The organism is Pseudarthrobacter sp. alpha12b, from assembly GCF_054130495.1.
The window spans coordinates 3,171,861-3,198,637 of record NZ_CP196746.1 but is presented as its reverse complement, the minus strand read 5'-3'; the positions used below and the strand labels follow the sequence as shown (position 1 = coordinate 3,198,637).

Genomic DNA, 26,777 nt, shown 5'->3' with positions numbered 1-26,777 from the left:
TGGCTAGGCGCCGAATTTGGGGGTGTGGACGGTGCCGAGCGTGATGTGCACGGCCTGCTGGTCCGTGTAGAAGTCGATGGAGCGGTAGCCGCCCTCGTGGCCCAGGCCGGAGGCCTTGACGCCGCCGAACGGGGTGCGCAGGTCGCGGACGTTGTGGCTGTTGAGCCACACCATCCCTGCTTCGACGTTCTGCGAGAAGTTGTGGGCCCGTGTCAGGTTCTGCGTCCAGATGTAGGCGGCGAGGCCGTACTTGGTGTTGTTGGCCAGGGCGAGGGCCTCGTCGTCGTTCTCGAACGGGGTGATGGCCACGACGGGTCCGAAGATTTCCTCCTGGAAGATCCGGGCGTCCGGGGCGACGTCGGCAAACACCGTGGGTGCGATGTAGTTGCCCTCGGGCAGGTGGTCGGGGCGGCCGCCGCCGGCCAGGAGCCGGCCTTCGGACTTGCCGATCTCCACGTAGGACGCCACCTTCTCGTAGTGCTCCGGGTGGACCAGGGCGCCCACCTGGGTCTTGGGGTCGTGCGGGTCGCCCACCACGATGTTCTTTGCGCGGGCGGCGTACTTCTCGCAGAACTCGTCATAGATGGCGCGCTCCACCAGGATGCGGGATCCGGCCGTGCAGCGCTCGCCGTTGAGGGAGAAGACGCCGAACAGGGCGGAATCGATTGCGGCGTCCAGGTCGGCGTCGGCAAAGACGACGCAGGGGGACTTGCCGCCGAGCTCCATGGACAGGCCCTTGAGGTTGGCGGCGGCGTTGCGGAAGATGGTCTGCCCCGTGGTGGTCTCGCCGGTGAAGGAGATCAGCGGGACATCCGGGTGCTTGACCAGGGCGTCGCCGGCTTCCTCACCCAGGCCGTTGACCAGGTTGAAGACACCATCGGGCAGCCCCGCGTCCTTGAAGATCGTTGCCCATAGGGACGCGGAGAGCGGGGTGAACTCGGCCGGCTTGAGGACCACGGTGTTGCCCGTGGCCAGGGCCGGGGCGAGCTTCCAGGACTCCAGCATGAACGGGGTGTTCCACGGGGTGATCAGGCCTGCGACGCCGATCGGCTTGCGGTTCACGTAGTTGATCTGCGAGCCCGGAACCTTCATGGCGTCATCGAACTGCGCCACGATCAGGTCCGCGAAGAACCGGAAGTTCTCAGCCGCGCGCAGCGCCTGGCCCTTGGCCTGGGTGATGGGCAGGCCGGTGTCGAACGTTTCCAGTTCGGCGAGCCGGGCTTCCTGGGCTTCGACGGCGTCGGCGATCCGGTTCAGGACGCGTGCGCGTTCGCGCGGCTTCATCTTCGGCCACGGGCCGTTGGTGAACGCTTCCCGGGCTGCGGCGACGGCGAGGTCAATGTCCTCCTTCTGGCCGGCCGCGGCGGTGGCATAGTTTCGGTTGGAGACAGGGTCCAGGACGTTGAAGGTCTTGCCGCCTACAGAGTCAACGAACTGGCCGTTGATGTAATGCTGGATGTGGGTGGGCAGGTCCTCGGGGACGTAGTGCTTGGCGGTTTCTACAGAGGCAGTCATCGTTGAAGTCCTTACTGTGTTCTTTTGGTGCGAGTGGTCAGTGCGTACTAATTGGTTTGGGCGAGGTAAGCGTCCAAGGTGGCAGTCCGATGCCGGCGGGCCGCTTTTTCGATCGTGTCGGCATCGGCTCCGGTTTCGATGAGCTGCAGCAGGTTTTCGTGTTCCTCGACCGAGCCACGGGCGCGGCCGGGGACGAAACGGAAGGTAGAGGACCGCAGTGCTGCGAGCCGGTTCCAGCCGCGGTGCACCAGGTCCAGGATGTGCGGGTTGGGGCAGTGCTCGAACAGGACACTGTGGAAGTCCTGGTTGAGCTGGGTAAAGCGGACCGGATCGAAGTGGTCCAGGCATTCCCGCATCTCCTGGTTCACGGCACGGGCGCGCGCAATCGCAGCGGCATCGATCAGCGGGGCGGACATGGCGGTGGCGGCACCCTCCACAATGCTGAGAGTCTGCATGGTGTAGAGGTACTCGGTGGGGTCGATTCCGGCCACGGTGGCACCGACGTTCCGTTCAAATGTCACCAGCCCCTCTGCCTCCAGCCGTCGGATGGCTTCCCTGACCGGAACCACGCTGAAGCCGAGGTCCTTGGCGATGGCGCCCAGGACCAGCCGGTAGCCGGGGGTGTACGCACCCTCCACGATCCGGGCCTTGACGGCCGTGTACGCCTGCTCGGACTTGCTGCCGGCAACCATCACTGTCTCAGTCATTGGCTGCTTCCCATTCCTTGTACCGTGCCTGCCAGTCGGCGTTCATCGGGTAGAGGCCGTCCACGCTGTTGCCCTGCTTGACCATCTCGAAGATGAATGTCTCTTCCTTTTCCTGCTGGATGCAGTCCTCCACCAGTTCTTCGGCAATGGCCGGCGGGATCACCAGGATGCCGTCGGAGTCGGCCACGATGATGTCGCCGGGCTGGACCGTGGCACCGCCGCAGGCGATGGTGATGTCCGTGTCCCAGGGGATGTGGCGGCGGCCCAGCACGGCGGGGTGCGGGTTGGCGAAGTAGGTGGGCATCTCCAGGCCGGCCACGGCGGTGTAGTCGCGGACGCCGCCGTCGGTGATGATGGCGGCGGCGCCGCGGACCTGCGCGCGCAGGGCGAGGATGTCGCCTACCGTGCCGGTGCCCTTTTCGCCGCGTGCCTCCATCACCAGGATTTCGCCCTCGGTGACGGAATCAATGGCACGCTTCTGGGCGTTGAACCCGCCGCCGTGGGTCTTGAAGAGGTCTTCACGGTTTGGCACGTAGCGGAGGGTCCGGGCCAGCCCTACAACGCGGCGGTCCGGGCGGGTGGCCTGCAGACCGTCGATGCTGACGTTGTTAAGGCCGCGCTTGCGCAGCTGCGAGGACAGGGTGGCCGTGGCAACGGACTCGAGTTTTGCCTTCAGTTCCGGAGCCAAAGCAGGGACGGCGGCGGCTTCCGCGATAGGTGCCAGCCCGGCGGCTTCACGGGACCCGTAGGCTTCCTCCCGCTGCAGGTCATCAACCTTGGGCTGGGCACCATAGTCTGCGAACGCCGTCGTGCCTTCCTCAACGTTGGTGACCAGGCGGCCGGTGGTGCGGTCACCTGCGGAGACTTCCACCTCCAGGACATCACCCGGCTTGGCAACCGAAGCGCCGGCCGGGGTGCCGGTGAGGATGATGTCCCCCTCCTCGAGGGTGAGCAGCTGGGACAGGTCCGCCACCAGCCGGGCGAACGGGAACAGCAGGTCCCCGGTGGTGTCATCCTGGACCAGGTCGCCGTTGTGCCACGTGCGGATCCGCAGCTTGGAAGGGTCGACGGCGTCTGCCGGAATAAGTGCCGGGCCCACCGGGGTGAACCCGTCTCCGCCCTTGGACCGGAGGTTTGACCCCTTGTCAGCCCAGCGGAGGTCGTAGACGCCGAGGTCGTTGCTGGCGGTCACGGCGGCAACATGGCTCCACGCGTCTTCCATTGAAACGTGGCGCGCGGCCTTGCCGATCACCAGGGCGATCTCGCCCTCGTAACCCAGCAGTTCACAGCCCGCCGGGCGCTCAACAGGGCTTCCGCTGAGTGCCAGGGAGCTGGAAGGCTTGAGGAAGTAGGACGGCTGGGCCGGGGTGCGGCCCCGCTGGGCAGCCCGGCTGGGGTAGTTGATGTGCACCGCGATCACCTTGCGTGCTGCTGCCAGGGTGTCGCCGTTGACCTGCTCCAAAGCCTTCTCCTCATCAGGTACGAAATCGTATACGATCACTATCGCTCCATTTGGCGCGTCCGTCAACCCCTGTTTTCCGCTGGTCCCGGTGCCCCATCGCTGCCACTTGTCGCCCGCGTCACACCCGGCGTACAGTGGAAATCAAATTATTTGTTTTCGATTATCGAATCTCTTGTTCTGATATAGAACACATCTACCGAGAGTCATCCACAACGAAGTGAGGAAAGCCCGTGCAGTTCCACCACCACGGATACGTATCCGGTGACCCCCGCGTCCGGCCGGCCGCCGGCGTCGGCCTTAGCCGCCCCGAAGAGCTCCCGGAGGAAGTGGATGTGCTCATCGTCGGCACCGGCCCCGCTGGAATGCTCGCCGCCGCGCAGCTGTCCATGTTTCCCAATGTCACCACACGCATCATTGACCGCCGTCCGGGCCGCCTGGCCATCGGGCAGGCCGACGGGATCCAGGCCCGCAGTGTGGAGACCTTCCAGGCCTTCGGGTTCGCGGAGCGGATCATCGCCGAGGCCTACCGGATCACCGAGATGGCGTTTTGGAAGCCGGACCCCGCCAACCACAGCAACGTCATCCGCGCCGCCCGTGCCGTGGACGATGAAATGGGCATCAGCGAGTTCCCGCACCTGATCGTCAACCAGGCACGCGTGCTGGATTACTTTGCCGAGTTTGCCGCAAACTCCCCCACCCGCCTCAAGCCCGACTACGGCTACGACTTCCAGGGCCTCACCGTCGCCGCTGAGGGCGACTATCCGGTCACCGTGACGCTGCTCCACACCGCCGGACCCAACGAGGGCCAGGAGCGGATTGTCCGTGCCAAATACGTGGTGGGGGCCGACGGCGCCCGGAGCAAAGTGCGCACTGCAATTGGCTGCACCCTGGCGGGGGACCAGGCCAACCACGCGTGGGGCGTCATGGACGTCCTGGCCGTCACCGACTTCCCTGACATCCGCACCAAGTGCGCCATCCAGGCCGAAAAGGGCAGCATTCTGCTGATTCCGCGGGAAGGCGGCTACCTGTTCCGCATGTACGTGGACCTGGGTGAAGTGGATCCTGCCACCCATCACGACGTACGCAACACGAGCATCGAGCAGATCATCACCAAGGCCAACGAAATCCTGCACCCGTACACCCTGGATGTGCGGAACGTGGCATGGCACAGCGTCTACGAGGTGGGCCACCGCCTCACGGACAGGTTCGACGACGTCCTGCCGGCGGAGCGCGGCACCCGCACCCCGCGGGTGTTTATCACCGGCGACGCCTGCCACACGCACAGCGCCAAGGCGGGCCAGGGCATGAACGTGTCCATGCAGGACGGGTTCAACATCGCCTGGAAGCTGGGACATGTCCTGGAAGGCCGGAGCCCGGAAAGCCTGCTGGCCACGTACTCGGAGGAGCGGCAGGTGGTGGCCAAGAACTTGATCGACTTCGACAAGGAGTGGTCAACCATGATGGCCAAGAAGCCCGAGGAGTTCGAGCACCCGTCCGACCTTGAGGACTTCTACGTCCAAACCGCCGAGTTCCCCGCCGGTTTCATGACCCAGTACACGCCGTCCCTGATTGTTGGCGGCAGCGACCACCAGGACCTCGCTTCCGGGTTCCCCGTGGGCAAGCGGTTCAAATCGGCACCCGTGGTCCGTGTGGGGGACACCAACCCCATCCACCTGGGCCACCACGCCACGGCTGACGGCCGCTGGAGGATTTATGTCTTCGCGGACCCCGCCCTGCCGGGCACCGGTTCGGCCACGGACAAGCTCGCCGAGTGGTTCGCCAACGCGCCGGAGTCCCCGCTTGCCGCCACCCCTGCCGGCGCTGACCCGGACGCGTGGTTCGACCTGAAGGTCGTCTACCAGCAGCCGCACACCGCCGTCGACATCAATGCCGTTCCCGCCGTCTTCAAGCCGCAGGTGGGCCCGTTCAAGCTCACGGACTACGAAAAGGCCTATGCCACGGATCCCAAGGCGGACATCTTCGAGCTCCGCGGCATTGACCGTGCCGGTGCCGTGGTGGTGGTCCGCCCGGACCAGTATGTGGCCAACGTCCTGCCGCTGACGGCAACTGCGGAGCTCGCCGCGTTCTTCGGACCTCTCCTCAAGGCGGCACCCGCGCAGCCGCGTCAGGCGGTGGCTGCTGCCGCCCGGTAGTCCGCCGCCGGGTAGACGCCGAGGATCCGTACCTCGGTGGTGAAGAAGTCCAGTTCCTCGAGGGCCAGCTTCAGCGGCAGGTCCTCGGGGTGGCCTTCCACATCGGCCATGAACATGGTGGCGGCGAACTCGTTGCCCACCATGTAGCTCTCCAGCCGCGTCATGTTCACCCCGTTCGTGGCGAAGCCGCCCAGCGCCTTGTACAGGGCGGAAGGGACGTTGCGGACGCGGAACACAAAGCTGGTGACTGCCGGTCCGGGTAGTTCGTCCCGGGCCGGCAGCGCCGTCTCGCGGGCCAGCACTACGAACCGGGTGGTGTTGGAGGGGTCGTCCTCCACGCCCGAGGCCAAGACCTCAAGACCATAGATCTGTGCTGCCAGCGGGGGAGCCAGGGAGAGCTTGCGGGGATCGTTCCACTCCGCCACCTCGCGTGCGGATCCGGCGGTGTCACCGGCGATGACCGGCCTGAGGCCGTGTTCGCGGATCAGCTTCCGGCACTGGCCCAGCGCATGGATGTGGCTGTGCACTTCGGTGGCACCTTCGATGGTGCTGCCCGGGATGCCCAGCAGGTCGAAGTGGATGGGCAGGAAGTACTCGCCCACGATCTGCAGGTTGGACTGGGGCAGCAGGACGTGGATGTCTGCCACGCGGCCGGCGATGGAATTTTCGATGGGGATCATGGCCAAGTCCGCCTCGCCGCTGGTCACCAGCTCAAACGCGTCCTCGAAGCTGGCACACGGCACGCTTTCCATGTCCGGGAACATCTGCTGACACGCGATATTGGAGTTGGCGCCGGGCTCACCCTGGTACGCAATCTTGGAGGCCATGATCCGTATGGTTTCACGGGCGCGGGTCCGTTGGGAAAACAGGCCCGCGATGCTACGCGGGCGTGACGCGCAGCCAGAGGCATTGCCGGGGGAGGAGGGTGACGCCGTGGTCCAGTTGCATGGCTTCTTCGGAGAGAAGGTCGACGGCGGCAGGGGAGAATCCGCCGAATGTATCAGCCGGGAGGGTCTGGGCGGAGTCGCTGAAGTTGGCCAGGGCCAGGATGGTGGGACCGCCCTCCCCGTCGCCGGGCCGCTGGTAGGCCAGGACGCTGCGGTTGTTCGGGTTGAAATCGACCAGTGTGGTCCCGGCAAATTCAGGAGTGCCGGCCCGCACCTCGATCATCCGCTTCAGCCCGGCGTACACGGCTCCTTCGGGCGTGGCGGGGTCTTCCCGCCGGGCATACTGCTCCTTGGGAAAGTGCGGCCGGTGCACCCAGCGGCTGTCCTCCTCGTGGCCGGGCTCGGCCGCGTAGCCGTAGTCGTTGACCTGCCCCACCTCGTCGCCCAGGTACAGCAGCGGGACGCCGCCGGTGCTGAACGGCACCGAGTGGGCCAGGAGGATCCGTTCCACCGCCTCAGCCGGATCGACCTCCATGCCGCACAGGGACGCCGTCGTGCCTGAAATCCGGCAGTCACCGGTTTTGGGATTGTCCTGGAAGGGGACACCGCGGGCGAAGCTGCCCGGGAAACGGTTGACGTAGAAGGAGTTCAGGAAACGGCGGTGGTCGAAGCCGTTGATGCCCAGTTCCGCGGCGTCCTCATCGGCAAAGGTCCAGCCGATGTCGTCATGGCTGCGGACGTAGTTCACCCAGGCCGTGCCGTCCGGGATGTTGTGCCGTCGCTCCAGTGCCTGCGCCAGGAGCGAGACGTCCCGGGTGGCCAAGGATTCCCAGATCAGCGCCATCTGCAGTGGGTTGTACGAAAGCTGGCATTCGGCGCGGTCAATGTAGAGCGCCACCTCATCCGGGTGCACAATCGCCTCGGACTTGAACAGCAGCGACGGCGCCGCCAGCCGGCACACGGCGTTGAAGGCCCGGAGCAGCGTGTGCGCCTGGGGCAGGTTTTCGCAGGGGGTGCCCAGCTGTTTCCAAATGAAGGCCACCGCGTCCATCCGCAGGATGTCCACGCCCTGGTTGGCCAGGAACAGCATCTCGCCCGCCATGGCACGGAAGACGTCCGGGTTGGAGTAGTTCAGGTCCCACTGGTACGTGTGGAACGTGGCCCACACCCACCGGCCGTCCTCCATCTGGATGAACGATCCGGAGTGGTTTTCGGGGAAAATTTCCCGGACGTTCGCCTCGAAGGCGTCCGGCAAGGTCCGGTCCGGGAAGATCCAGTAGTAGTCGCTGTACTCGGGGTGGCCGGCGGCTGCCTTGCGGGCCCACTCGTGCTCGTCCGAGGTGTGGTTGAAGATGAAGTCCACCACCAGGCTGATCCCGTTTGCCTTCAATTCCGCGGCGAGGCTCCGCAGTTGCTCCATGGTGCCCAGCTTGGGGTTGACTTCCCGGTAGCTCGAGACCGCGTACCCGCCGTCCGAGTGGGGCTCGGGTGCCAGGAACAGTGGCATGAGATGCAGGTAGGTCAGGCCCAGTTCCTTGAAATACGGAATGCGGGCGCGGACTCCTTCCAGGCTTTCGGCGTAGCGGTCCACGTAGCAGACGCCGCCCAGCATCCGGTTGGACTGGAACCAGTCCGGGTTGCCTTCCCGCTCGGCGTCGAGGGCTTTCAATTCAGGGGACCGCTCCTGCCAGGACCGTGCGCTCTGGACCACCAGGGCGGACAGCTGGTCCAGCCAGTCCGTCCGGTTGCCATACAGGGAATGGAACAGGCTTCGCAGGGTAGGAAAGTGCTCGTCGAGGCGCCGGTCAAATTCCGGATCCGTTGCGGAGCCGGGGTGCCGTTCCCCTGCCAACGCGGAGAGCACATACCGGCGCGCTTCTTCGTCCTCGTTAACGGTTCCCTGCATGCCACAGCCCCTTCCGGCCGCCGCCGGGACGTCCGGCGGCGGTTGTACTGAAGTATTCCACGTCACACTTCAGGGATTTTGAATGATTTATTTCCAGCTGGTGATTGCCCGCAGTGCGGCGCCCACCGGCCCGTTCGCTGGCCCGGGGACTGGATGATTGCGGTCACCGGAGCCACGCAGTGGCAGCTCCCGGCAGCGACCCGGCCTTCACCGGCGAACTGGAAACCAACAGCTCGCCGGCGGGCAGTTTGAAATCCTCCGTGCCGAAGTTCGTCACGGAAATCCAGCCGTTGGGGCGCCGGAAGGCCAGGACATCATCGCGGCCGGTTGCCAGCCACTCCAGCTCCTCGGCTGTTTGGAGCTGCGACCGGAGGGCCAGGGCATGCCGGTAGAGGGACAGGGTTGAGTCCCCCTGCGCTTCCTGGGCCTCCACCGAGCTGCCCGCAAACCACTCCGGCTGCGGCAAGTGGGAGCCGCCCGGGCCGAAACCAAAGGAATCGCCCCCGGAGGCCCACGGCAGCGGGACGCGGCAGCCGTCGCGGCCGATGTCCACGCCCTTGTTGCGGAAGAAGGCCGGATCCTGGCGTTCCGAATCGGGGATTTCGCTGCCTACTTCCTGCAGCCCCAGTTCCTCGCCCTGATACAGGTACGCGGAGCCTGGCAGGGCGAACATCAGCAAGGACGCGGCGCGGGCGCGGCGCAGGCCGAGTTCGACGTCGACATCTTCCTGCCTGCCGCCCTCAAGCAGCCAGCGCTTCCCGGCCTGGCCGGCCATGATGTCCCCTTCCGCCGGCGTACCGGAGACGGGGAGCCCGTAGCGGGTGGCGTGCCGGACGACGTCGTGGTTGGAGAACACCCAGGTGGATGAAGCGCCGGACGCCTCGGCCTCGGCGAGGTTCCTGGTGACGGTCCCGCGGAACTGCCCGGCGTCGAAATCCGCCTGCAGGAGATCGAAGTTGAAGGCCTGGCCCAATCCGTCCGGACTGGCGTACTTGGCGCGGCGGTCCGCGTGCACCCAGGCCTCGGCCACGGCCGTGCGCGGCGGGTTGTACTCGTTGAAAAGTTTGCGCCACTCGGCGTAGATCCCGTGCACTTCGTCGCGGTCCCAGTATGGGTGCTGGCCGGCAAGGTACAGCGCCTCGCCCTGGGCGTCGAGGTCCGCTTTTGAGGGCAGGGTCTCTTCGAGGTTCTTGGTGAGCGCGTGGGCGACGTCGATGCGGAAGCCGTCCACGCCCCGGTCCGACCAGAAGCGCAGGGTGTGCAGGAAGTCCTCGCGGACCTCCGGGTTGTCCCAGTTAAGGTCGGGCTGTTCCTTGGCGAAGATGTGCATGTACCACTGACCCGGGGTTCCGTCAGGTTCGGTGATGCGCTCCCACGCAGGACCGCCGAACACAGAGTCCCAGTCCGACGGCGGAAGGTCACCGTCGTCGCCCAGCCCGTCCCGGAAGATGTAGCGGTCACGGGCCGCTGATCCCTTGGGGGATGCGAGGGCTTCCCGGAACCACTCGTGGCGGTCCGAGGAATGGTTGGGCACGATGTCCACGATCAGCTTTATGCCGGCGGCGTGCAGGGCGGCGGCCATGGCATCGAAATCGTCAAGCGTGCCCAGCCGGGGGTCCACGTCGCGGTAGTCGTCCACGTCGTAGCCGCCGTCGGCAAGGGCGGAGGGATAGAAAGGACTCAGCCAGACGGCGTCGACGCCCAGGCTCTTCAGGTACGGGACTTTGGCCGTGATGCCGTTGATGTCGCCGATGCCATCGCCGTTGGAATCGGCGAAACTGCGGGGGTAGATCTGGTAAACCGCGGCCTGGCGCCACCAGTTGGGATCGTCCATTGGTGCGGGGTCGGTTCGGGCTGCCTTGGTGGCGGTGGTGGGCAAGTCTGGTTCCTTCAGTTCTGTGGTGGTCTATCGATGACGTGGCTCGGGCCGGTAATTACTTGACGGCGCCCTGGGTAAGGCCGGACATTACCCAGCGCTGGGTAAACAGGTAGACCACGATGGCGGGCGCCATCGCCATCAGGTATGAGGCGAAGGCGACGTTGTAGCTGTTGCTGAACTGCGTCTGGAAGATCTTCTGCAGCACCGGGATGGTCTGCAGTTCCGGGTCGGAAATGATGAGTGACGGCATCATAAAGTCGTTCCACGACGCGATGAAGGCGAAAATGCCAACGGTCGCGCTCATGGGTCCGAGCAAGGGGAAGATCAGCTTCCAAAACACCTGCCACGTTCCGGCGCCGTCCATGCGCATGCTTTCCTCCAGTTCGAGGGGGATCGAGCGCAGGAAGGCAGTAAAAAGCATCGTGTTGAACGCCAGGGAAAAGACGATGTGGAGGATCGCGACGCCGAGTGGATTGTCGAGTCCCACCAAGCCAGTGAGTTGGATCTGCGGCAGCGCCACCACGGGGAACGGAATGAACATTGCCGCCAGCAGGTAGAAAAATGACCAACGGAAGAGCCGGCGGTCCCAGTTCCGGACAATCGCATAGGCTGCCAGCGCCGACACGACGATTTCCCCAATGACTGCGGTCACGGAGATGAACACGGAGATCGCAAAGCCGCGGGGGAAGTTTGTGAGGGTCCATGCCTGGGTGAAACTGTCGAAAGTCAACGGTGCAGGCAATGAGAAAGCGTTGCCGTCCACCGCCTGCCCGGTGGTTTTGAATGCCATGCTGATGGTCACATACAGCGGGATCAGCACGCCGAGCGTACAAAGGATGAGGATGGTGGTGGCCGGCCAATTTGTGCGTTCCTGGCCGGTACGGATCCGGCGTTTTCCTGCAGTGGTTGGTGCTGCGGTGGCTGGTGCTGCCGGGATGGTGCGGGTCGCGTTGCTCATGCTGCGATCCCTCCTTTGCCGCGAGTGAAGCGAAGCTGGATGAGTGCAATGGCGATGCTGATGAGGAAGAAGATCACGGCATTGGCCATCTGATAGGCGTAGTCGCCGCCTTCGAAGCCACGGAAGATGGCCATGGCGACGCTGCGGGTGGCGACGCCGGGGCCGCCGTCGGTAAGGCCGACGATGATGTCGTACGCGTTGAGGTAGTTCTTGAAGCCGAGCACCGTATTGATCACGGCGTACCCGGCGATGAGCGGCAAGGTGATGTGCCGCAGGTTGTGCCAGGGCGTTGCGCCATCGATGGAGCTGGCCTCGTAGACCTCCGGGGCCACCGTGAGGAGCCCTGCGATGTAGATCAGCATCGCACTTGGGATTGACTGCCACGCCGTGACAAAGACGATTCCCAGCCAGGCAAGGTCGGGGTTGGCGAGAATGCTCGTGGTGAGCGGTTCAATCCCCAGGGCCTTGCCTGCAAGCGGCAGGGAATTCGAGAAGAGGTACTGGAAGACAAAGGCGATGACGATGCCCGAGATCACCATGGGGATCACGAACACGGTGCGCAGCGCCGCCCGGAAGCGGACACGGGATGTCAGTCCCAGGGCCAGGAGGAAGGCCAGGACGTTCACGACGATGACCGTCACCAGCGAGAACGTCAGGGTGAACCCATAGGAGCCAAGGATTCCGTCATCACGGAAGACCGCGATGAAGTTCCGGATGCCGATGAACTCGAAGTCGCCGAAGCCAACGGAGTTCGTGAAGCTGTACACGAAGCCGAGCACGGCGGGCAGTGTGACGGCCAGCGTGAAAATGGCCAGCGAGGGGAAGAGGAAAAAGTAGTAGAGGGGGTCGACCCGGCTCTTTCGCGCACGTGTCGCCTTGGCCGCTGCCGGAACCGCCACCACCGTTCTGGTGGAAGGTCTCGTCATTGATGACATGGATGGGTCCTCATTTCGTCCGTCGGATCGGAAGGTGGAATTACGCCCTGAAAGCCAGGCGGGCCCAGTCGGCGTCCATCCGGCGCAGCGTGGCCTGGGCGTCGGCGCCACCGATGATCGACTGGATGTAGTTGGCGGCGGGAATTGTGTTCGGAATGAACTGGGAAGCACCCATGTAGAAGCGGCCTTCGTCGTAGTACTTCTGCATTTCGGTGATCCGGGGGTCGGTTACCGGCGGTGCGTTCTTTACCGTCCCGAATCCCAGGAACTGGGCGTTATAGGGGTTCTGGACCTCCGGCTGCATGAGGTATTGAAGGAAGGCGCGCGCCCCTTGCTGACCGTTCGAGGCTTCGGGAACCCAGAGCGAGAGGTCGACATTGACGCGGACCTTGAGGTCGGCGGGGTGGTCGGTCATCGGCAGGGGAAAAGTGCCCAGGTCCACGTCCGTGCCGGCCTTTTCGATCTCTCCGAATGCCCACGGTCCCTGGAAATACATGGCTGCCTGGCCCTGTGCCATGGCAGTATTGCCGTCGCCGTAGCCACGGCTGGACGCGTCCGGGTTGACGTACTTCGTCAGTTTGACCATCCGCTGCACTGGCTCCAGCAACGTCTTTTGGAATGACACTTCGGAATCCGGCCCGGCCTTCTCGCCGACCTCATGCATTGACTTATAGAAGCCACGCACGTCAACCATGCCGCCCACTGTGTAGTCGAACAGGCCCTGCGCGATGGTCCAGGGATCCCGGAATGTGCCGTAGATCGGAGTGATCCCCGCTGCCTTGAGCCGTTCGCACACGTCGATGAGTTCATCCCAGGTTGTGGGGACTGAGAGCCCGTTCGCCTCGAAGATGCGCCGGTTGTAGATCACGGACGCCGCCATGACCGAGTAAGGGATAACGCTCGTACGGCCGGCGTAGGTGGGGTACCAATTGGTCAGGTCCAGGACGTCGTCCCGGATGGAGGCTGCTTCGGGGAGGTCGGAAAGGTCCGAGAGTGCACCGCGCTCCATGAACCGGGCCATTTCCAGGTTGTAGTTGAGGCAGCCCAGGTCCGGCGGGCTGCTCCGGACGAAGCTGGCCGAGAGATTCGTTGCCATGTCATGCAGGACGCGGACTTGGTCCTGTGAAGCGGTGAACTTCGCTGCCAGATCGCGGAAGTAGGGAACCGCTTCGGGTTTCGACTGGTGGAACGTGATGGTTGGCGTGGTCCCCGCCGGGGCGCATCCGGCCAAACCGAACGCGGACAGCGCTCCGGCAGCCGCAAGGAAAGTACGGCGGGAGACTCGCGTCCCTGCAGGCGTCAAAGGTGGCAACATCGGCTCCTAAGGGCTTTCGAAAAGATTTTATTTGGATCTTATATTTAGGTCCTATACGAGGATGGGGTATACAGGGGATATCGTCAAGGGGTGGACGGAACTACGGCGAGCTCGACCCAACTGTTACGCCAGATCAACTCGGAGGCGCTGCTGCGCTTCGCCCTCCAGGAGCAGGTGTTTACGGCGGGGGAGGCCATGGGCGCGACCGGCCTGACGCGTGCCACCGTGCTCGGCGTCTGTGACGGTCTGGTGGGCGCGGGCTGGCTGGAGGAAGTGACTGACGGCGCTGACACCGGCCGCATAAACAAGGGCCGGCCGGCGCGCCGCTACCGGCTCCGGGAGGCTGCCGGTGTCGTTGTGGGCGTGGATGCCGGCGAAACCCACCTCACAACGCTCGTGGCGGACCTGCGGGGCCGCGAGCTTGGCAAACGTCGCCAAAGCATCGACTCGCATGTCCTGGGGCGTGCCGGGCGCGTTGCGGGCGCGCGGGAGCTGATCGGCCGGACGCTTGCCGATGCCGCATGCGACGCCGACGATGTCCTGCTGACGGTCGTCGGCGTTCCCGCGCCGGTTGATGCCGACGGCATGTCTCCGGAGGGAGGGGACTTCTGGCAGCTGATGAATTCCGGCTTCACCTCCGGCCTCCAGGGCTCGGTGATCGTCGAGAATGACGCCAACCTTGCCGCTATTGCCGAACAGGCGCAGGAGCCGTCAGCCAATGTGGCCACTTTGCTGTCGGGCGAGCGGTTTGGTGCCGGCCTGATCGTTGACGGTCACCTGCTGCGGGGGCGCCAGGGCGGAGCCGGCGAGATGCGGTTTCTGGACGTGTTTGACAACAAGTCCGTATCGGAAGAGGGAGGGTCGGACGGGCTCGGGGCGCTTGCGCGGAAATGGGCACGTACCCGAATCAATTCCTATGACGGAGCCACCACGCTGCGGCAGGTACCCGGCGGGGAAATCAAGGCCGAAGATGTCTTCCAGGCAGCCAGCCAGGGGGATCCCCTGGCGAAAGACATCATCGGCCGGCTTGGTACCCGGCTGGCGCGAATTGCGGTGGTGCTCTCCAGTCTCCTGGACATCGAGCGTGTAGTCATAGCAGGCGGTATTTCACGTGCCATCGAACCTGTTCTCCAGCACGCTCGAAGCCTGCTGCCTACGGACTCGGGCTTACCGCTCCCGCACCTCGTTGCGAGTACTCTCGGGGCAGAAGCCGTTGTCCAGGGCGCCATCGAGTCCGCACTGATGCAGATCAAGCGCGAACCAGCGGCATTTCTCCCGAGGGTGGCCGCTCCTGATGCCGGGACGCATAGGAAGCAGGGCACGCAGGGAGCCTAAAGCACGCTGCGGATGGCCTGCTCGAAACTGGTCACGTGCTCCAGGGCGAGCTTGCCTGCGACATGGCACTTGGTGCTGTTCGCCATCAGCCAAGAAAGCGCACTGCCCGTTCACGTTGATACGTGAACGGGCAGTGCGCTCTAAGTTTCGGCGCTGCAAAGGCTGGACCCTGTACCGCTCCTTCCGGACGCCTTGGAAGTTGTCAGTGCTTCGCCTGGATCTCCACGGTGTCGCTCCCGCGGATATCGCGGTCGGAGGCTCCAACGCTCACGGTGAAGGTTCCGGACTTCTGAACCCACTGGTTCGCTGCGGTGTCCCAGGTGGAGAGCGGGTGTGCTGCGGAGGAACCGTCGATCCAGAGGTCGATTGTTTGGCTGGCGCCAGGTGCGAGTTCGGAAGTGCGCTGGTAGGCAGCCAGGGACTTGCCGGGCGTTCCGGCCGTAGATGGCAGGGTCAGGTAGATCTGGGCTATTTCGCTGCCCGTGGCCTGTCCGGTGTTTTTTAAGTCGAAGGTGACGTGGATCTTGCCGCCCTTGGCGCTGTTTGCAGAGTTGACGTGCAGCTTGCTGTATTCGAAGTTTGAGTAGGACAAGCCGTGGCCGAAGGGGAAGAGGGGAGCGACGTTGTGCGCGTCGTACCACTTGTAGCCGACTTCAAGTCCTTCGGTGTAGTCAACCTGCCGGATGCCCTTATTGTCGACGACGCCGGGGAATTGCTTGATGTCGTTGCCGGTAGGTGTCTCCGCCAAAGACTTCGGAAAGGTCATCGGCAATTTACCGGTGAAGTTCACGTCACCCCAGAGAAGGTTCACAAGTGCCGGTCCCTGCTGTTCACCCGGGTACCAGGCTTCCACCACGCTGGAAACGTCGTTGAGCCATGGCATGGTGACGGCGCTTCCGGTTTCGAGGACAACAATGACCTTGGATCCGGCCTTCTTCGCACCCGCAACTGACTGGATGAGGGTGTCGCCACCGTTGTCGAGAGACATTGACGTTGCGTCAGCGAACTCTCCGGTGACTTTGCTTGCGAACACGATGGTGGTGTCCGCGCTTGCTGCGGCCGCCTTGGCGCTGTTGAGGTCCTTGCCGTTGTCGTAGATGAAGGTACCGCCGGCGGCGCTGACCTTGTCCCGGATGGAATCGGCGGGCGCCACCACGCCGCCGCACTCAAGTGCGGGCCCGAAGAACGACTGGCTGCAGACTGTGACTGCGTTCGGGGTGACCGTGGTATCAGCGCTGGCTTGTGACCCGATGACTGCGACGGTCTGCTTTGAGGTGTTTAAAGGCAGGGCATTGCTGTCGTTCTTCAGGAGGACTGCGCCCTTCTCGGCAATCTCGCGTGCTGCGGCTATTGTTTCGGGGGTGCGGGTGTTGACCGCCTTGCTGGCCGAGGGATTGGTTGCCTTGGTCGCGCTGATGGGCGCGTCAAAGACGCCATGGGCGATGTAGGACCGAACCACGCTGTAGGCGGATTCGTAGATGTCCTGCAGGGTCAGGCTTCCTGCTGCCACTGCCTGGTCCAGTTGCGCCGGGCTGGTGTGGGAGGGGCGGTTGATTTCCTGACCCAGTCCGGCCTTGACCGCTCCAACGGTGGTCATTTTGGCGCCTGAGTCGGACAGAACAAAGCCCTTGAAGCCCATGTTGTTCTTCAAGGCGCCGAGAGTGTCCTGATCCTCGCAGGCGTAGACGCTGTTGATTTGGTTGTAGGAGCACATCACGGCGCCGGGGTCGCTGAGGGAAAGCGCGATTTCGAAGGGCCGCTCGTAGACTTCGCGGAGGGTCCGCTCGTCCACGTTGGAGGATTCGGTTGTCCGGTTGGTTTCCTGCTCGTTGGCGACGTAGTGCTTCAGGGTTGCAAAGACTCCGGGGTTGCTCTGCAACCCGTTGATTTGCTGGGCCGCCATGGTCCCTGACAGGACGGAGTCTTCACCGAAATACTCCGGGGTCCGGCCAGCAAGAACGGAACGGCCGGATGAGACGCCCGGGGCAAGGACACCCTGGTATCCCTTGGCGTAGCCCTCCTGGCCCAGCAATGCCCCCTTCTCATATGCGAGCTTTTGATCCCAGGTGGCGCCGAGAGCGATCTGGGCCGGGTATGCGGTCGAGTTGGGCTGACGGATGCCGTCGGGCCCGTCCGTTAGCCCGACCGTTGGTGTGCAGGGCAGTTGCAGCGAGCCGTAGTCGGCACCCGAGGCGCCGTGCTTCTGCTCTGTCGGGTAGTTCGCCCCGAATTCGTTCAGCCAGCGGTACATCTGCTTCTTGCCGCTGTAGTGCAGCAAGGCATCTGCGCGCTGCTCCGGTGTCTTTGACCGGTCCATCCAGGGCGCCGTGGCGCAATCGGCTGTCCAGGCTGCAGTCAACGTGGTGATATCGGACCCTGTATACGGTTGCCATGTTTCTGCGGCCGAAGCCGGCAGGATCGGCATCACGCCGGCGGAAGCCAGGGCAGCAATCCCCGAAACAGTGATGGATACCATCCTGCGCCGGACAAGCGAACCGCGTGGTGCAGCGGGTGTCTTCCGATGTTGTCCTCGCTTGGAATACCTCATGAAATTCTCCTTTGAATGGGTTTCGGCCGCAACCGGGAGCCGGCGCTCGAGTTTTCAGGGCAGGAGGTATCCAGGAAAGAGTGACTGCTGGGCAACACAGGAAGGCTGCCGCAGGGGAAGTACCCCTACCGCCAGAAAAGTTTTCGAAGCTTCAGCTCCGCTCGGCCCGGTAACCCTAGAGAGGCACGGCTGGCGGTGTCAATAGCCGAAGGGGGAGCCTCGAAAACGAAATTCTTTCGAGCGTGGGGCGTAGACGGAAACTACTGTCAGTTTCCGGGCTGTTGTCGGCCCGGAGCGGCAGTGGAGTTCCGGACCTCCAGCGAGGTGGAGAGCTGAATATGCTTGGAGTCCAGCTCCTGCCCGTCGTGCAGTTGCAGGACGGTCCGAAGCGCCATACGCCCCATCGCTTCCAGGGGTTGCCGGACTGTGGTGAGCTGGGGGGAGGACCACGACGCCAGCCGCGTGTCATCGAAGCCCACCACGCTTAGCCTGTCGGGTACTGTCAGGCCGAGGGACCGGGCGGCCTCGATGACGCCCAAAGCTATCGTGTCGGACCCTGCAAAGATGGCGGTGGGCGGGCGTGGGAGTGACAGTTGTTTGATGGCAAGATCCCGGCCTGACTCATACGTGAATGTGCCCCACGATGCCAGGGCGGGATCCAGTTCAAGCCCGGCTGTTTCCAAGGCAGCCCGAAAACCGTGGTACCGCTCCTGGTTCGACCCGGACGCCTTGGGCCCGCCGATGAAACCGACCCGCTCATGACCCAGGTCGATGAGGTGCCGCGCCGCCTCCAGGCCCCCGGCCCAGTTCGTGGCGCCGACGCTGACGATGTCCGGGCGGCCGAAGTTGATCGGGTCGACTACCACCAGCGGCACCGATGCCCGGGCCAGCGCGCGAAGGTGCTGGCTGGTCATCTGGGAGGTTACGACGATCATTCCGGTGCGGCCTTTGGCCCGTACCTCGCGGCCCCAGCCGGCATCTTCCTCGGCGTCCCTGGGAATGATGCGGACCACAACGTCCACCCCCAGCTCCGTGCCGGCGGCGATGACACCCTCCAGGATCTGCGTCGAATAAGGGTTGACGATGCTGTCGAAGACGATGTCCACGACCGGGTCGCGCACGTCGGAGCGAAACGTGGTCGGAGAGTACTCAAGGGCCTTGGCCGCCTGCATAACGCGCTGACGGGTTTCTTCTGAAACGTCGGGGCGAAGATTCAGGACCTTGGACACGGTGCCTATTGAGACGCCTGCATGGGCTGCCACCGCACTGAGGGTTGCGCGTCGTTGTTTCCCCGCTTGCTGCTTCTCGCCCAAGCTCATCTCCCTGGCAAAATCGGTACCGCAACTTTTTCGTAGACAAGAGCAACTATATCGCTAGGGCCAAAGAAAAAAGTCCTTGACTCAATCGGCCGGTGCACCTAATGTTCTTGCGACAAATTATCGGTCTACTTCGAAACTTTTTCGAATCTGTCAGGCCACCATCTCCCAGAAAAGGATGAAGCAATGAAGCTTGCCCCAGTAACCCGCCGCACTGCGATCGCGTTTGCCGTTGTCGGAGCGCTGAGCCTGTCGGCCTGCGGAGCCGGCGCGGGAAGCGCAGAGTCCAAGACGGCTTCCGCCTGGGCCCTCACCGGAGGCGACGAGCAGACGTTCCGGGGGTCACTCGACGAATGGAACCAGGCGAACCCCAACCAAAAGATTGATTCCCAGTTCTTTGCCACGGATGCTTTCAAGGAAAAGGTCCGTTCCTCGGTTGGATCCGGGAATGCACCGACCCTGATCTATTCCTGGGCCGGGGGTTCTCTGGCGGACTATGTGAAGAACAAGAACGTCGTTGACATCACGGATAAGACCAAGGATCTGACCTCCCGCCTGCTCCCGTCCGTCGCCGCCAACGGCGTGGTGGACGGCAAAACCTATGCAGTACCGAACAACTCCATGCAGTCTGTTGTGCTCTGGTACAACAAAGGCCTCTTTGAGAAAGAAGGTCTGCAGCCCCCGAAGACCTGGGATGACCTGATGGGCCTGGTCTCAAAACTCAATGACAAGGGCATCGCCCCGTTCGCCCTCGCCGGCGCAAGCAAGTGGCCGGAGCTGATGTGGCTTGAATACCTTGCCGACCGCATCGGCGGCCCGGAGGCGTTCAAGGCAGTGGTTGACGGCAAGAAGGACGCCTGGTCAGACCCGGCGTTCAAGGAATCCCTCGAGAAGATCCAGGATCTCGTGAAGGCCAACGGCTTCATGAAGGGCTACGAATCCACCACGTCAGACGCAAACGCCGACATCGCAGCCTTCTACACGGGCAAGACCGCCATGGTTCTGCAGGGGTCGTGGGTATACCCCAACTACAAGAAGGACGCGAAAGACTTCGTTGCAGCGGGCAACGTGGGCTACGTGAACTTCCCGTCCGTCAGCGGTGGCAAGGGCGACCCTGCGAATATCGTCGGCAACCCCGCCAACTTCTGGTCCGTCTCAGCCGCGTCGAGCCCTGAAGCCCAGGACGCGGCCGCCAGCTACCTGAACAAGGCCGTGTTGGACGACGCCTACGTCGACCGCCTGCTGAAGGGCGGCGCTGTTCCCCCGATCAAGGGGATCGAGGACAAGATCGCCAAGCTCGACGACGCCGGCTACTTGGGCTGGGTTTACAAGCGTGCGGTTGACGCTCCGAGTTTCCAGCTCTCCTGGGACCAAGCCCTGCCGGCCGCTCAGGCCCAGGCCCTGCTGACGAACCTGGACCAGGTCTTCCTTGGTCAGATGACGCCGCAGGGCTTTGTCGACGCGATGAATGCAACGCTGGGTTCGTGATCCCGGTGACTGCAATAACCACAGGAATCCGCAGCGTCCCCCGCCGCGCCGGTTCCACTTTCGTCATGGCCGCTCCCGCACTCATTCTCTTCGGCGTTTTCGCTATCATTCCGCTGATCGCAGTGGTGTTTCTGAGCCTTACATCGTGGGACGGCCTTGGAACGCCGGCCTGGGTTGGCTTCGGCAACTGGCCCAAGGCGTTCGCGGATCCCATGACCTATAACGCGCTGCGATTGACGCTGCTGGTCATGGTGGTGAGCTGGATCGTCCAGACGCCGCTGAGCCTGCTGTTGGGTGTCTTCACGGCAGGGCACCAGAAGTACCGGGCGGTGCTGTCCGTGCTGTACTTCGTCCCGCTTCTGCTGTCCTCTGCGGCCATCGCGATCGCCTTCAAAGCACTGCTTGACCCGACCTTCGGTCTTGGTTCCATCAAGGGCCTGGGTATCCTTTCGCAGAACTGGCTTGGAGATCCTGTGCTGGCCCTGGCGACGGTCGTCTTCGTGATCGCTTGGCAGTTCGTGCCCTTCCACACACTTCTCTTTGCCGCCGGCGTCCGGCAGATCCCGGCGTCGATGTATGAAGCTTCCACGCTGGACGGGGCCGGCAGATTCCAGCAGTTCTGGTACATCACCCTGCCCCAGCTGAAGCACACACTTATCACGTCAACGACGCTGATCCTGATCGGTTCCCTCACCTATTTCGACCTGATCTTCGTGCTCACCCAGGGCGGCCCGGGAACAGCGACCCGCGTGCTCGCCCTCGACATGTACCTGAGAGGGTTCCGGTCATACAACATGGGCGTCGCCAGCGTCATCGCCGTCATCCTGGCCGTGGTGGGGGTCGGTCTCGCCTTGCTGCTGAGCCGCCTGAGCGGATCCAACCGGATGACAAGCCAGAAGGAAGGTGCATGATGACTGCAGTAACTGCGGACAACACCGTAACGACGGCGCCGGAACCGAAAGCCCAGCGGCGCCGCACCCTGGGCGGCCGGAACAGCCCGAACATCCTTGGAGCGCTGGGCGGTTTCGTTTGGCTCGCCATCATCATCGTCCCGGTCTACTACGTGATCATCACCAGCCTCAAAACCCAGGCAGACGTTTATGCGGACGGCCCGCTCGCGCTGCCGGCCAACGCTACGCTGGAAAACTATGCGCTCGTGCTGCAGAACGATTTCGTCCGGTATTTCACCAACAGCCTGGTCGTTACAGTAGCCGCGACAGCATTGACACTGGTGGTGTCACTTCTTGCGGCCTACCCGATCGTGCGCAGCAGCAGCCGCTTCGCGAAGGGGACGATGTCGCTCTACCTGCTGGGCCTGGCGATCCCCCTGCAGGCTACGATCATTCCCGTCTACCTCCTCATCACACGGCTTGGCCTCTATGACACACTGTGGGCAATCATTCTCCCTGCGGCGGCCTTCGCGGTTCCCATCAGCGTCCTGATCATCGTGAACTTCCTCAGGGACATCCCCCAGGAACTGTTCGAATCAATGCGTATGGATGGTGCAGGGGACTGGCGCATCATGCGGTCCCTCGTCCTGCCCCTCGTGCAGCCGGCCCTGGTTACGGTGGGAATCTACAACGCACTCGGCGTCTGGAACGGATTCCTGTTCCCGCTGATCCTTACCCAAAGCCCCCAAAACCGCGTCCTCCCGCTCTCGCTGTGGACATTCCAGGGCCAGTTCTCGGTCAACGTGCCGGCCATCCTCGCCGCCGTTGTCCTCTCCGCGCTGCCAATGCTGGCAGCCTACATCTTCGGACGCCGCTACCTCGTGGCCGGCCTGACAGCAGGATTCGGAAAATGACGCAGGAACATGATCAGATTGACGGCCCCTGGCGCTCAAGGGACAAGCCAGCGAGCGAACGTGCCACAGCCTTGTTGGCAGTACTCACCCGCGAGGAGAAGATCAGCGCCGCCATCGGAGACCTGGAACCGCTGAACAAGTACGGGATTCCCGTTCTTTTGTCCCAGGACGGACCCAACGGCCTAACACTTCCTGGGACAACCTCCTTCCCCTCAGGCTATTCGCTGGCCGCGACCTTCGACGAGGGCGTTGCGTGGTCCTTCGGCAAAGCCATCGGAACCGAGCTCAGGGGAAAGGCCCGCGCCGTGTGGCTCGGTCCCGCCGTGGACATCACCCGTTCCCCCTACGCCGGGCGCCAAACCGAGGCATTCGGCGAAGACCCCGTCCTCTCCGGAAAGATGGCCCGGGCAGCGATCCTGGGAGCCAAGTCCACCCACACCATCCAGACCGTCAAGCACTTCGTGTCCAACAACCAGGAAACGGAACGCATCGGCTACCGCCGCGAAGACGGCGGCCGGACGCCGGGCGTTGATGTGCGGGTCAGCGAGCAAGCCCTGGAGGAGCTTTACATCCAGCCTTTCCGTGAAGCCATCCGCGACGGCGGCGCTGACGCCGTCATGTGCTCCTACAACCGGCTGGACGGGGTGCAGGCGTGCGAAAACAAACCTCTTCTCGACCTCATAAAATCCGGCTGGGACGGGGTCGTAACCCCTGACTACCGCTGGGCGGTTCGTGACCAGGTGGCTGCGGCCGCAGCGGGAGTGGACCTGCCGCAGTTTGACCAGGGAAACGGCGGCCGGGACCGTGAAGTCTTCGACTCGGACCTCGTCACCGAGGAACGCCTCGATGACAGTGTCCGTCGAATCCTCGCCATGGTCTTCAACTCCGGCCTGTTCGACAACCCTCTTCCCACCGCGCCCCGCGACGAGGTGAGCACTTTCGAACACCGTGAGCTCGCCACCCGGATCGCAGCAGAGGGTTCCGTTCTGCTCAAGAACGACTCTGCGCTGCCGCTCGCACCCGTGTCCGGGACAACGGTTGCCGTGATCGGTCCCGCTGCCTTTGACGCCGTCTACACCATCGGTGGTTCCGCGGCCGTGACAACCCCGGTGGAAGAGCTGCGCACACCTCTGGATGCAATTCACGCCCGTTTCGGACCTGGCATAACAGTGCGGCACGCCCAGGGCAGCCGCGGCGATGCCCCTTATCCGGGCAGCGTCGAAACCCACTTGACCCGGACCGGTGAAAAGGGCCAGCAGGGATGGAGTGCCAGCTATTGGAGCACCATCCAGCGCCATGGGGACCCGACAGTTACCCGCGTCGAGAAGCAGATCTTCCATGAGGGACTGCCCGAAAACATGGGGGAGGACTTTTCGGCGCGCTGGAGCACCACCCTCCTGCCCGATGAGACAGGGCGGCACTACTTCACCCTGCTGTTCAGCGGAAGGGCCCGCCTCCTCATTGATGGAACGGAGATCGCCGCCGGCGAACGCGAGGAAATTGTCTTCCTCGCGGGGCCGCAGCTGCCCCTCTCCGGTTATGCCGACCTGACCGCGGGTGAACCAGTCGAGGTCGTCGTCGAATACAGCACCGAAGCGGCGGGCTTCCACACCCCATCGATCTCCCTCACCTGGCAACCCCCCAGCGCCTCTGGAATCGCCGAGGCCGCCGAATTGGCAGCACATTCGGACGTGGCCATCGTCTTCGCCAACTTTGTGGCATCAGAAGGAATGGACAGGCATTCCCTGGCACTGCCTGGAGACCAAAACGAACTGATCAACGCTGTCGCGGCAGTCAACCCGAAAACAATCGTCGTGCTCAACACCGGCGGGGCCGTTCTCATGCCCTGGATCGATGAGGTGGCAGCCGTGGTCCAAGCCTGGTACCCAGGGCAGACGTTCGGCGCCGCCATCTCCGCAGTCCTCTTCGGGGACGTGCAGGGGCTGGGACGGCTTCCGGTCAGTTTCCCCCGTTCCGAAGACGTGGACGTGGCAGCCGGAACCCTTCCCGTGCCGGGAGCCGGTGCCGTGGACTATACCGAAGGCACCCATGTGGGCTACCGGTGGTTTGATCGGGCCGGGGTTCAACCACTGTTCGCGTTCGGACACGGCCTTGAATACACCACGTTCGACTACAGCGCGCTGTCCATTGAGACCCGACACGAGGACATGGAGGTCCAGTTCACCGTCCGGAACACTGGATCCCGGCCCGGAACCGCCACGCCGCAGATCTATATCGGCACGGCCAAGACCGCAAGCACGGGCACGGAACGGGCTCTCGCTGGATTCGGCCGTTTCCACCTGCAGCCCGGGGAAACGCGCGCGGTAACCATTGCACTTCCGCCAGCCCGTTTGCGCCAACACATGCACTCAGGCGACGATGCATTCTCGCCGGAGTGGGAGTGCTGGGTGGGGGAATCCCATGACGACATCCGTTTGAGCGTTGATCTGTCCAACGCCAGGAAGGCGGAAGTATGAGCGTCGCTCACGAACCCGGCATCGCAACCCGGACTGACGGAAATCCCAGCCCGTTCTCCGAAGAAGCCGCGACCCACATCAACAACCCCGTACTGCGGGGATTCAACCCCGACCCGTCCATCGTGCGCCGCGGCAACGATTACTACATCGCAACCTCCACCTTTGAATGGTTCCCAGCTGTCCAAATCCATCATTCGACAGACCTCGCCAACTGGTCCCTGGCCGGCCACGGCATCACCGATGACCGGATCAACCTCCGGGGAGTCCCGGCGTCGGGAGGTGTCTGGGCCCCGTGCCTGAGCGTGGACCCGGCCACGGGACGTTTCTACCTCGTCTTCTCCATCATGAAGAGCCAGGTCGCCGAAGCGTTCGACGTCGACAATTACGTCATGTGGGCAGACAACATCACCGGACCCTGGTCCCAGCCCCAGTACCTCACCAGTGTCGGCTTCGACGCTTCACTCTTTCACGACGATGACGGATCCAAATGGGTGGTCACCCTGGAATGGGAAACCCGAGAGGGCCACCAACACCCAGGGTGGATCGTCATCCAGTCCTTCAACCCTGCCAACGGGGAGGTGGGCGACCCCATCCGCATCAACCACGGCATCACAGACCGCGGAGCGGTCGAGGCCCCACACCTCTACAAGCACAACGGCAATTACTACCTCATGACGGCCGAAGGCGGGACCGGGTTCGGCCACGGCGTCTGCCTGGCCCGCTCCTCCAACATCGAAGGACCCTACGAGTCCGACCCCGGCAGCCCATTCATCACCAGCTGGCCACTCCCGTACTTCGGACGCAACAACCGCGCCTACCTCCGGGAGGAATACTTCAACCCCGCCACAAGCGTGCAGAAAGCCGGTCACGGCAGCCTGGTCGACACCCCCGACGGTGACTGGTACGTCGCCCACCTGTCCTCACGGACCCTCCCCGGCACCAAACTCTCCGTTCTTGGACGCGAGACGTCACTGCAGAACGTCAAGTGGACCGATGACGGATGGCTGCGGCTTACAGCAGGAGGGAACCTGGCCCGCGAAACATACAGCATCAGGGGAACAGCAGCACCTGCAGCCGACAACGATGTGACGACCATCTTCGATGCAGGTCTGAACCGACAGTTCGCCTCGCTCCGCGGTCCCATGTCCACGGCATGGTGCAGGACCGGGAAAGAAGGTCTCCGGATCGTGGGGCGCGACTCATTGTTCTCAAGGTTCGATCCCTCGATTATCGCGACCCGCCTCACCGAATTCGATGCCGACGCAGAGACCACTCTTTCTTTCGACCCTTCGCACTTCTCCCAAACAGCAGGTCTCGCTGTCTACTACGACAACCTGAACTTCGCCTACGCACGGCTGACATGGGATGAAGAACGGGGGAGCCGTATGCTCGGGGTGATGCTGGCCCGGAACGGCGAAAAAATCGAGTTCCCCCTCACCGAAAAAGCCGTCCCCAGGGCGGCGGAAAACATCACGATCCGCGCCGAAATTCGCAGCGGCACAGTCCAGTTCCGCGTCTCCTGGCAGGTCAACCAGTGGGAACCACTCGCTGCACCCATCGATATCACCCACCTGTCCGATGAGGCTGCCGGAGGATTCACAGGAACCTTCGTCGGCATCGCCGCCACAGACGGCGTTCGAAAGACCAAGACCGCGACATTCCGCAACTTCTGCCTAACCCACCTCAACGGGTAGTCCAGACAGGAGCAGGTGCGTGCCGGCTGACTAAATCGGTTCTACTACCCCGTTCGGCCAGCCGGCGCATCAGCTACCTGCGGATTCGCCATCTGGAAGAGCCTCCCGACCAGGAAGCACGCCATGGAAACCACCAACACGATCCCGGCAAACCAGCCGGGCCCCGCACCGGGGCAAGGCGAAGGGGAACGCCTCCCCGGAATGGTCGAAGTCAACGTAACCGGGAAACAGGACCTTGACCAGGCGCTGGAAGAGGCCATTTCCACCGTCACAAAAACAGCGACAAACCACGGGGTCGGCGTCCTGGTTACCAGAACAGGTCCAGGCAGCTACATCGTCCGAGCGCATCCGGCCGTGCCCTGCGGCCTCATCCGACAACAACACAGCTGAGGACCGTC

19 protein-coding genes are annotated in these 26,777 nt (G+C 63.6%); 8 read left to right on the top strand and 11 right to left on the bottom strand.

The window, feature by feature from the left end:
- Window positions 1-3: 3 nt before the first annotated feature.
- The 3 genes from hpaE to ACTAQI_RS14795 are packed head-to-tail and all read right to left on the bottom strand — an operon-like array spanning window position 4 to window position 3,684.
- Window positions 4-1,515 carry a 5-carboxymethyl-2-hydroxymuconate semialdehyde dehydrogenase gene (gene hpaE, locus ACTAQI_RS14805; RefSeq protein ID WP_457946847.1) on the bottom strand — a complete coding sequence of 504 codons (1,512 nt, stop codon included), beginning with the start codon at window positions 1,513-1,515 and terminating at the stop codon, window positions 4-6.
- Window positions 1,516-1,562: 47 nt separating this feature from the next.
- Window positions 1,563-2,222, bottom strand: a complete 660-nt coding sequence (locus tag ACTAQI_RS14800) for a GntR family transcriptional regulator (protein ID WP_457946845.1) — start codon at window positions 2,220-2,222, stop codon at window positions 1,563-1,565.
- Window positions 2,215-3,684 carry a fumarylacetoacetate hydrolase family protein gene (locus ACTAQI_RS14795; protein WP_457951070.1) on the bottom strand — a complete coding sequence of 490 codons (1,470 nt, stop codon included), beginning with the start codon at window positions 3,682-3,684 and terminating at the stop codon, window positions 2,215-2,217. The genes ACTAQI_RS14800 and ACTAQI_RS14795 overlap by 8 nt, the downstream gene beginning before the upstream one ends.
- Before the next feature lie 230 nt (window positions 3,685-3,914).
- On the opposite strand from ACTAQI_RS14795, the gene ACTAQI_RS14790 reads away from it, so the two are divergent.
- Complete coding sequence (locus ACTAQI_RS14790; RefSeq protein WP_457946843.1) at window positions 3,915-5,837, top strand: FAD-binding monooxygenase; 1,923 nt, start codon at window positions 3,915-3,917, stop codon at window positions 5,835-5,837.
- Here ACTAQI_RS14790 and ACTAQI_RS14785 read toward each other — a convergent pair.
- From ACTAQI_RS14785 to ACTAQI_RS14760, 6 genes are all read right to left on the bottom strand, one after another.
- The gene (locus tag ACTAQI_RS14785; RefSeq protein ID WP_457946841.1) at window positions 5,810-6,664 is read right to left on the bottom strand and encodes a prephenate dehydratase; all 855 of its coding nucleotides are present in this window, start codon (window positions 6,662-6,664) and stop codon (window positions 5,810-5,812) included. The two genes, ACTAQI_RS14790 and ACTAQI_RS14785, sit on opposite strands and share 28 nt — an antisense overlap.
- 52 nt (window positions 6,665-6,716) lie before the next feature.
- On the bottom strand, window positions 6,717-8,630 hold the full coding sequence (locus tag ACTAQI_RS14780) for an alpha-amylase family glycosyl hydrolase (RefSeq protein WP_457946839.1): 1,914 nt from the start codon (window positions 8,628-8,630) through the stop codon (window positions 6,717-6,719).
- Between the two features lie 163 nt (window positions 8,631-8,793).
- Window positions 8,794-10,509, bottom strand: coding sequence for a glycoside hydrolase family 13 protein (locus ACTAQI_RS14775; protein WP_457946837.1), 1,716 nt, complete (start codon window positions 10,507-10,509; stop codon window positions 8,794-8,796).
- A gap of 55 nt (window positions 10,510-10,564) precedes the next feature.
- Window positions 10,565-11,467, bottom strand: coding sequence for a carbohydrate ABC transporter permease (locus ACTAQI_RS14770; protein ID WP_457946835.1), 903 nt, complete (start codon window positions 11,465-11,467; stop codon window positions 10,565-10,567).
- Complete coding sequence (locus ACTAQI_RS14765) at window positions 11,464-12,402, bottom strand: carbohydrate ABC transporter permease (RefSeq protein WP_457946833.1); 939 nt, start codon at window positions 12,400-12,402, stop codon at window positions 11,464-11,466. Before ACTAQI_RS14765 ends, ACTAQI_RS14770 begins: the two co-directional genes overlap by 4 nt.
- Window positions 12,403-12,442: 40 nt before the next feature.
- Window positions 12,443-13,717, bottom strand: a complete 1,275-nt coding sequence (locus ACTAQI_RS14760; RefSeq protein WP_457946832.1) for an ABC transporter substrate-binding protein — start codon at window positions 13,715-13,717, stop codon at window positions 12,443-12,445.
- Window positions 13,718-13,807: 90 nt separating this feature from the next.
- Between ACTAQI_RS14760 and ACTAQI_RS14755 the strand changes: the two genes are divergently transcribed.
- Complete coding sequence (locus ACTAQI_RS14755; RefSeq protein WP_457946831.1) at window positions 13,808-15,052, top strand: ROK family protein; 1,245 nt, start codon at window positions 13,808-13,810, stop codon at window positions 15,050-15,052.
- 202 nt (window positions 15,053-15,254) lie between these two features.
- Here the strand turns inward: ACTAQI_RS14755 and ACTAQI_RS14750 are convergent, their stop codons facing one another.
- Entirely contained in the window at window positions 15,255-17,369 is a 2,115-nt protein-coding gene (locus tag ACTAQI_RS14750; protein WP_457946830.1) for a beta-glucosidase, read from the bottom strand.
- Window positions 17,370-17,866: 497 nt separating this feature from the next.
- Window positions 17,867-18,862, bottom strand: coding sequence for a LacI family DNA-binding transcriptional regulator (locus ACTAQI_RS14745; protein WP_457946829.1), 996 nt, complete (start codon window positions 18,860-18,862; stop codon window positions 17,867-17,869).
- A gap of 240 nt (window positions 18,863-19,102) precedes the next feature.
- Between ACTAQI_RS14745 and ACTAQI_RS14740 the strand changes: the two genes are divergently transcribed.
- The 6 genes from ACTAQI_RS14740 (at window position 19,103) to ACTAQI_RS14715 (ending at window position 26,769) form a co-directional block, all read left to right on the top strand.
- Window positions 19,103-20,404, top strand: coding sequence for an ABC transporter substrate-binding protein (locus ACTAQI_RS14740; protein ID WP_457946828.1), 1,302 nt, complete (start codon window positions 19,103-19,105; stop codon window positions 20,402-20,404).
- 65 nt (window positions 20,405-20,469) lie between these two features.
- On the top strand, window positions 20,470-21,315 hold the full coding sequence (locus tag ACTAQI_RS14735) for a carbohydrate ABC transporter permease (protein ID WP_457951069.1): 846 nt from the start codon (window positions 20,470-20,472) through the stop codon (window positions 21,313-21,315).
- Window positions 21,312-22,208: a carbohydrate ABC transporter permease gene (locus ACTAQI_RS14730; protein ID WP_457946827.1), complete on the top strand. Its 897-nt coding sequence runs from the start codon at window positions 21,312-21,314 to the stop codon at window positions 22,206-22,208. The genes ACTAQI_RS14735 and ACTAQI_RS14730 overlap by 4 nt, the downstream gene beginning before the upstream one ends.
- Window positions 22,205-24,685 carry a glycoside hydrolase family 3 C-terminal domain-containing protein gene (locus ACTAQI_RS14725; RefSeq protein WP_457946826.1) on the top strand — a complete coding sequence of 827 codons (2,481 nt, stop codon included), beginning with the start codon at window positions 22,205-22,207 and terminating at the stop codon, window positions 24,683-24,685. Before ACTAQI_RS14730 ends, ACTAQI_RS14725 begins: the two co-directional genes overlap by 4 nt.
- Window positions 24,682-26,379 (top strand): glycoside hydrolase family 43 protein, encoded by a 1,698-nt coding sequence (locus ACTAQI_RS14720; RefSeq protein ID WP_457946825.1) that lies wholly within the window; start codon window positions 24,682-24,684, stop codon window positions 26,377-26,379. The genes ACTAQI_RS14725 and ACTAQI_RS14720 overlap by 4 nt, the downstream gene beginning before the upstream one ends.
- A 123-nt stretch (window positions 26,380-26,502) precedes the next feature.
- A complete protein-coding gene (locus tag ACTAQI_RS14715; RefSeq protein WP_457946824.1) occupies window positions 26,503-26,769 on the top strand; it encodes a hypothetical protein in 267 nt (88 codons plus the stop codon).
- Window positions 26,770-26,777 lie beyond the last annotated feature (8 nt).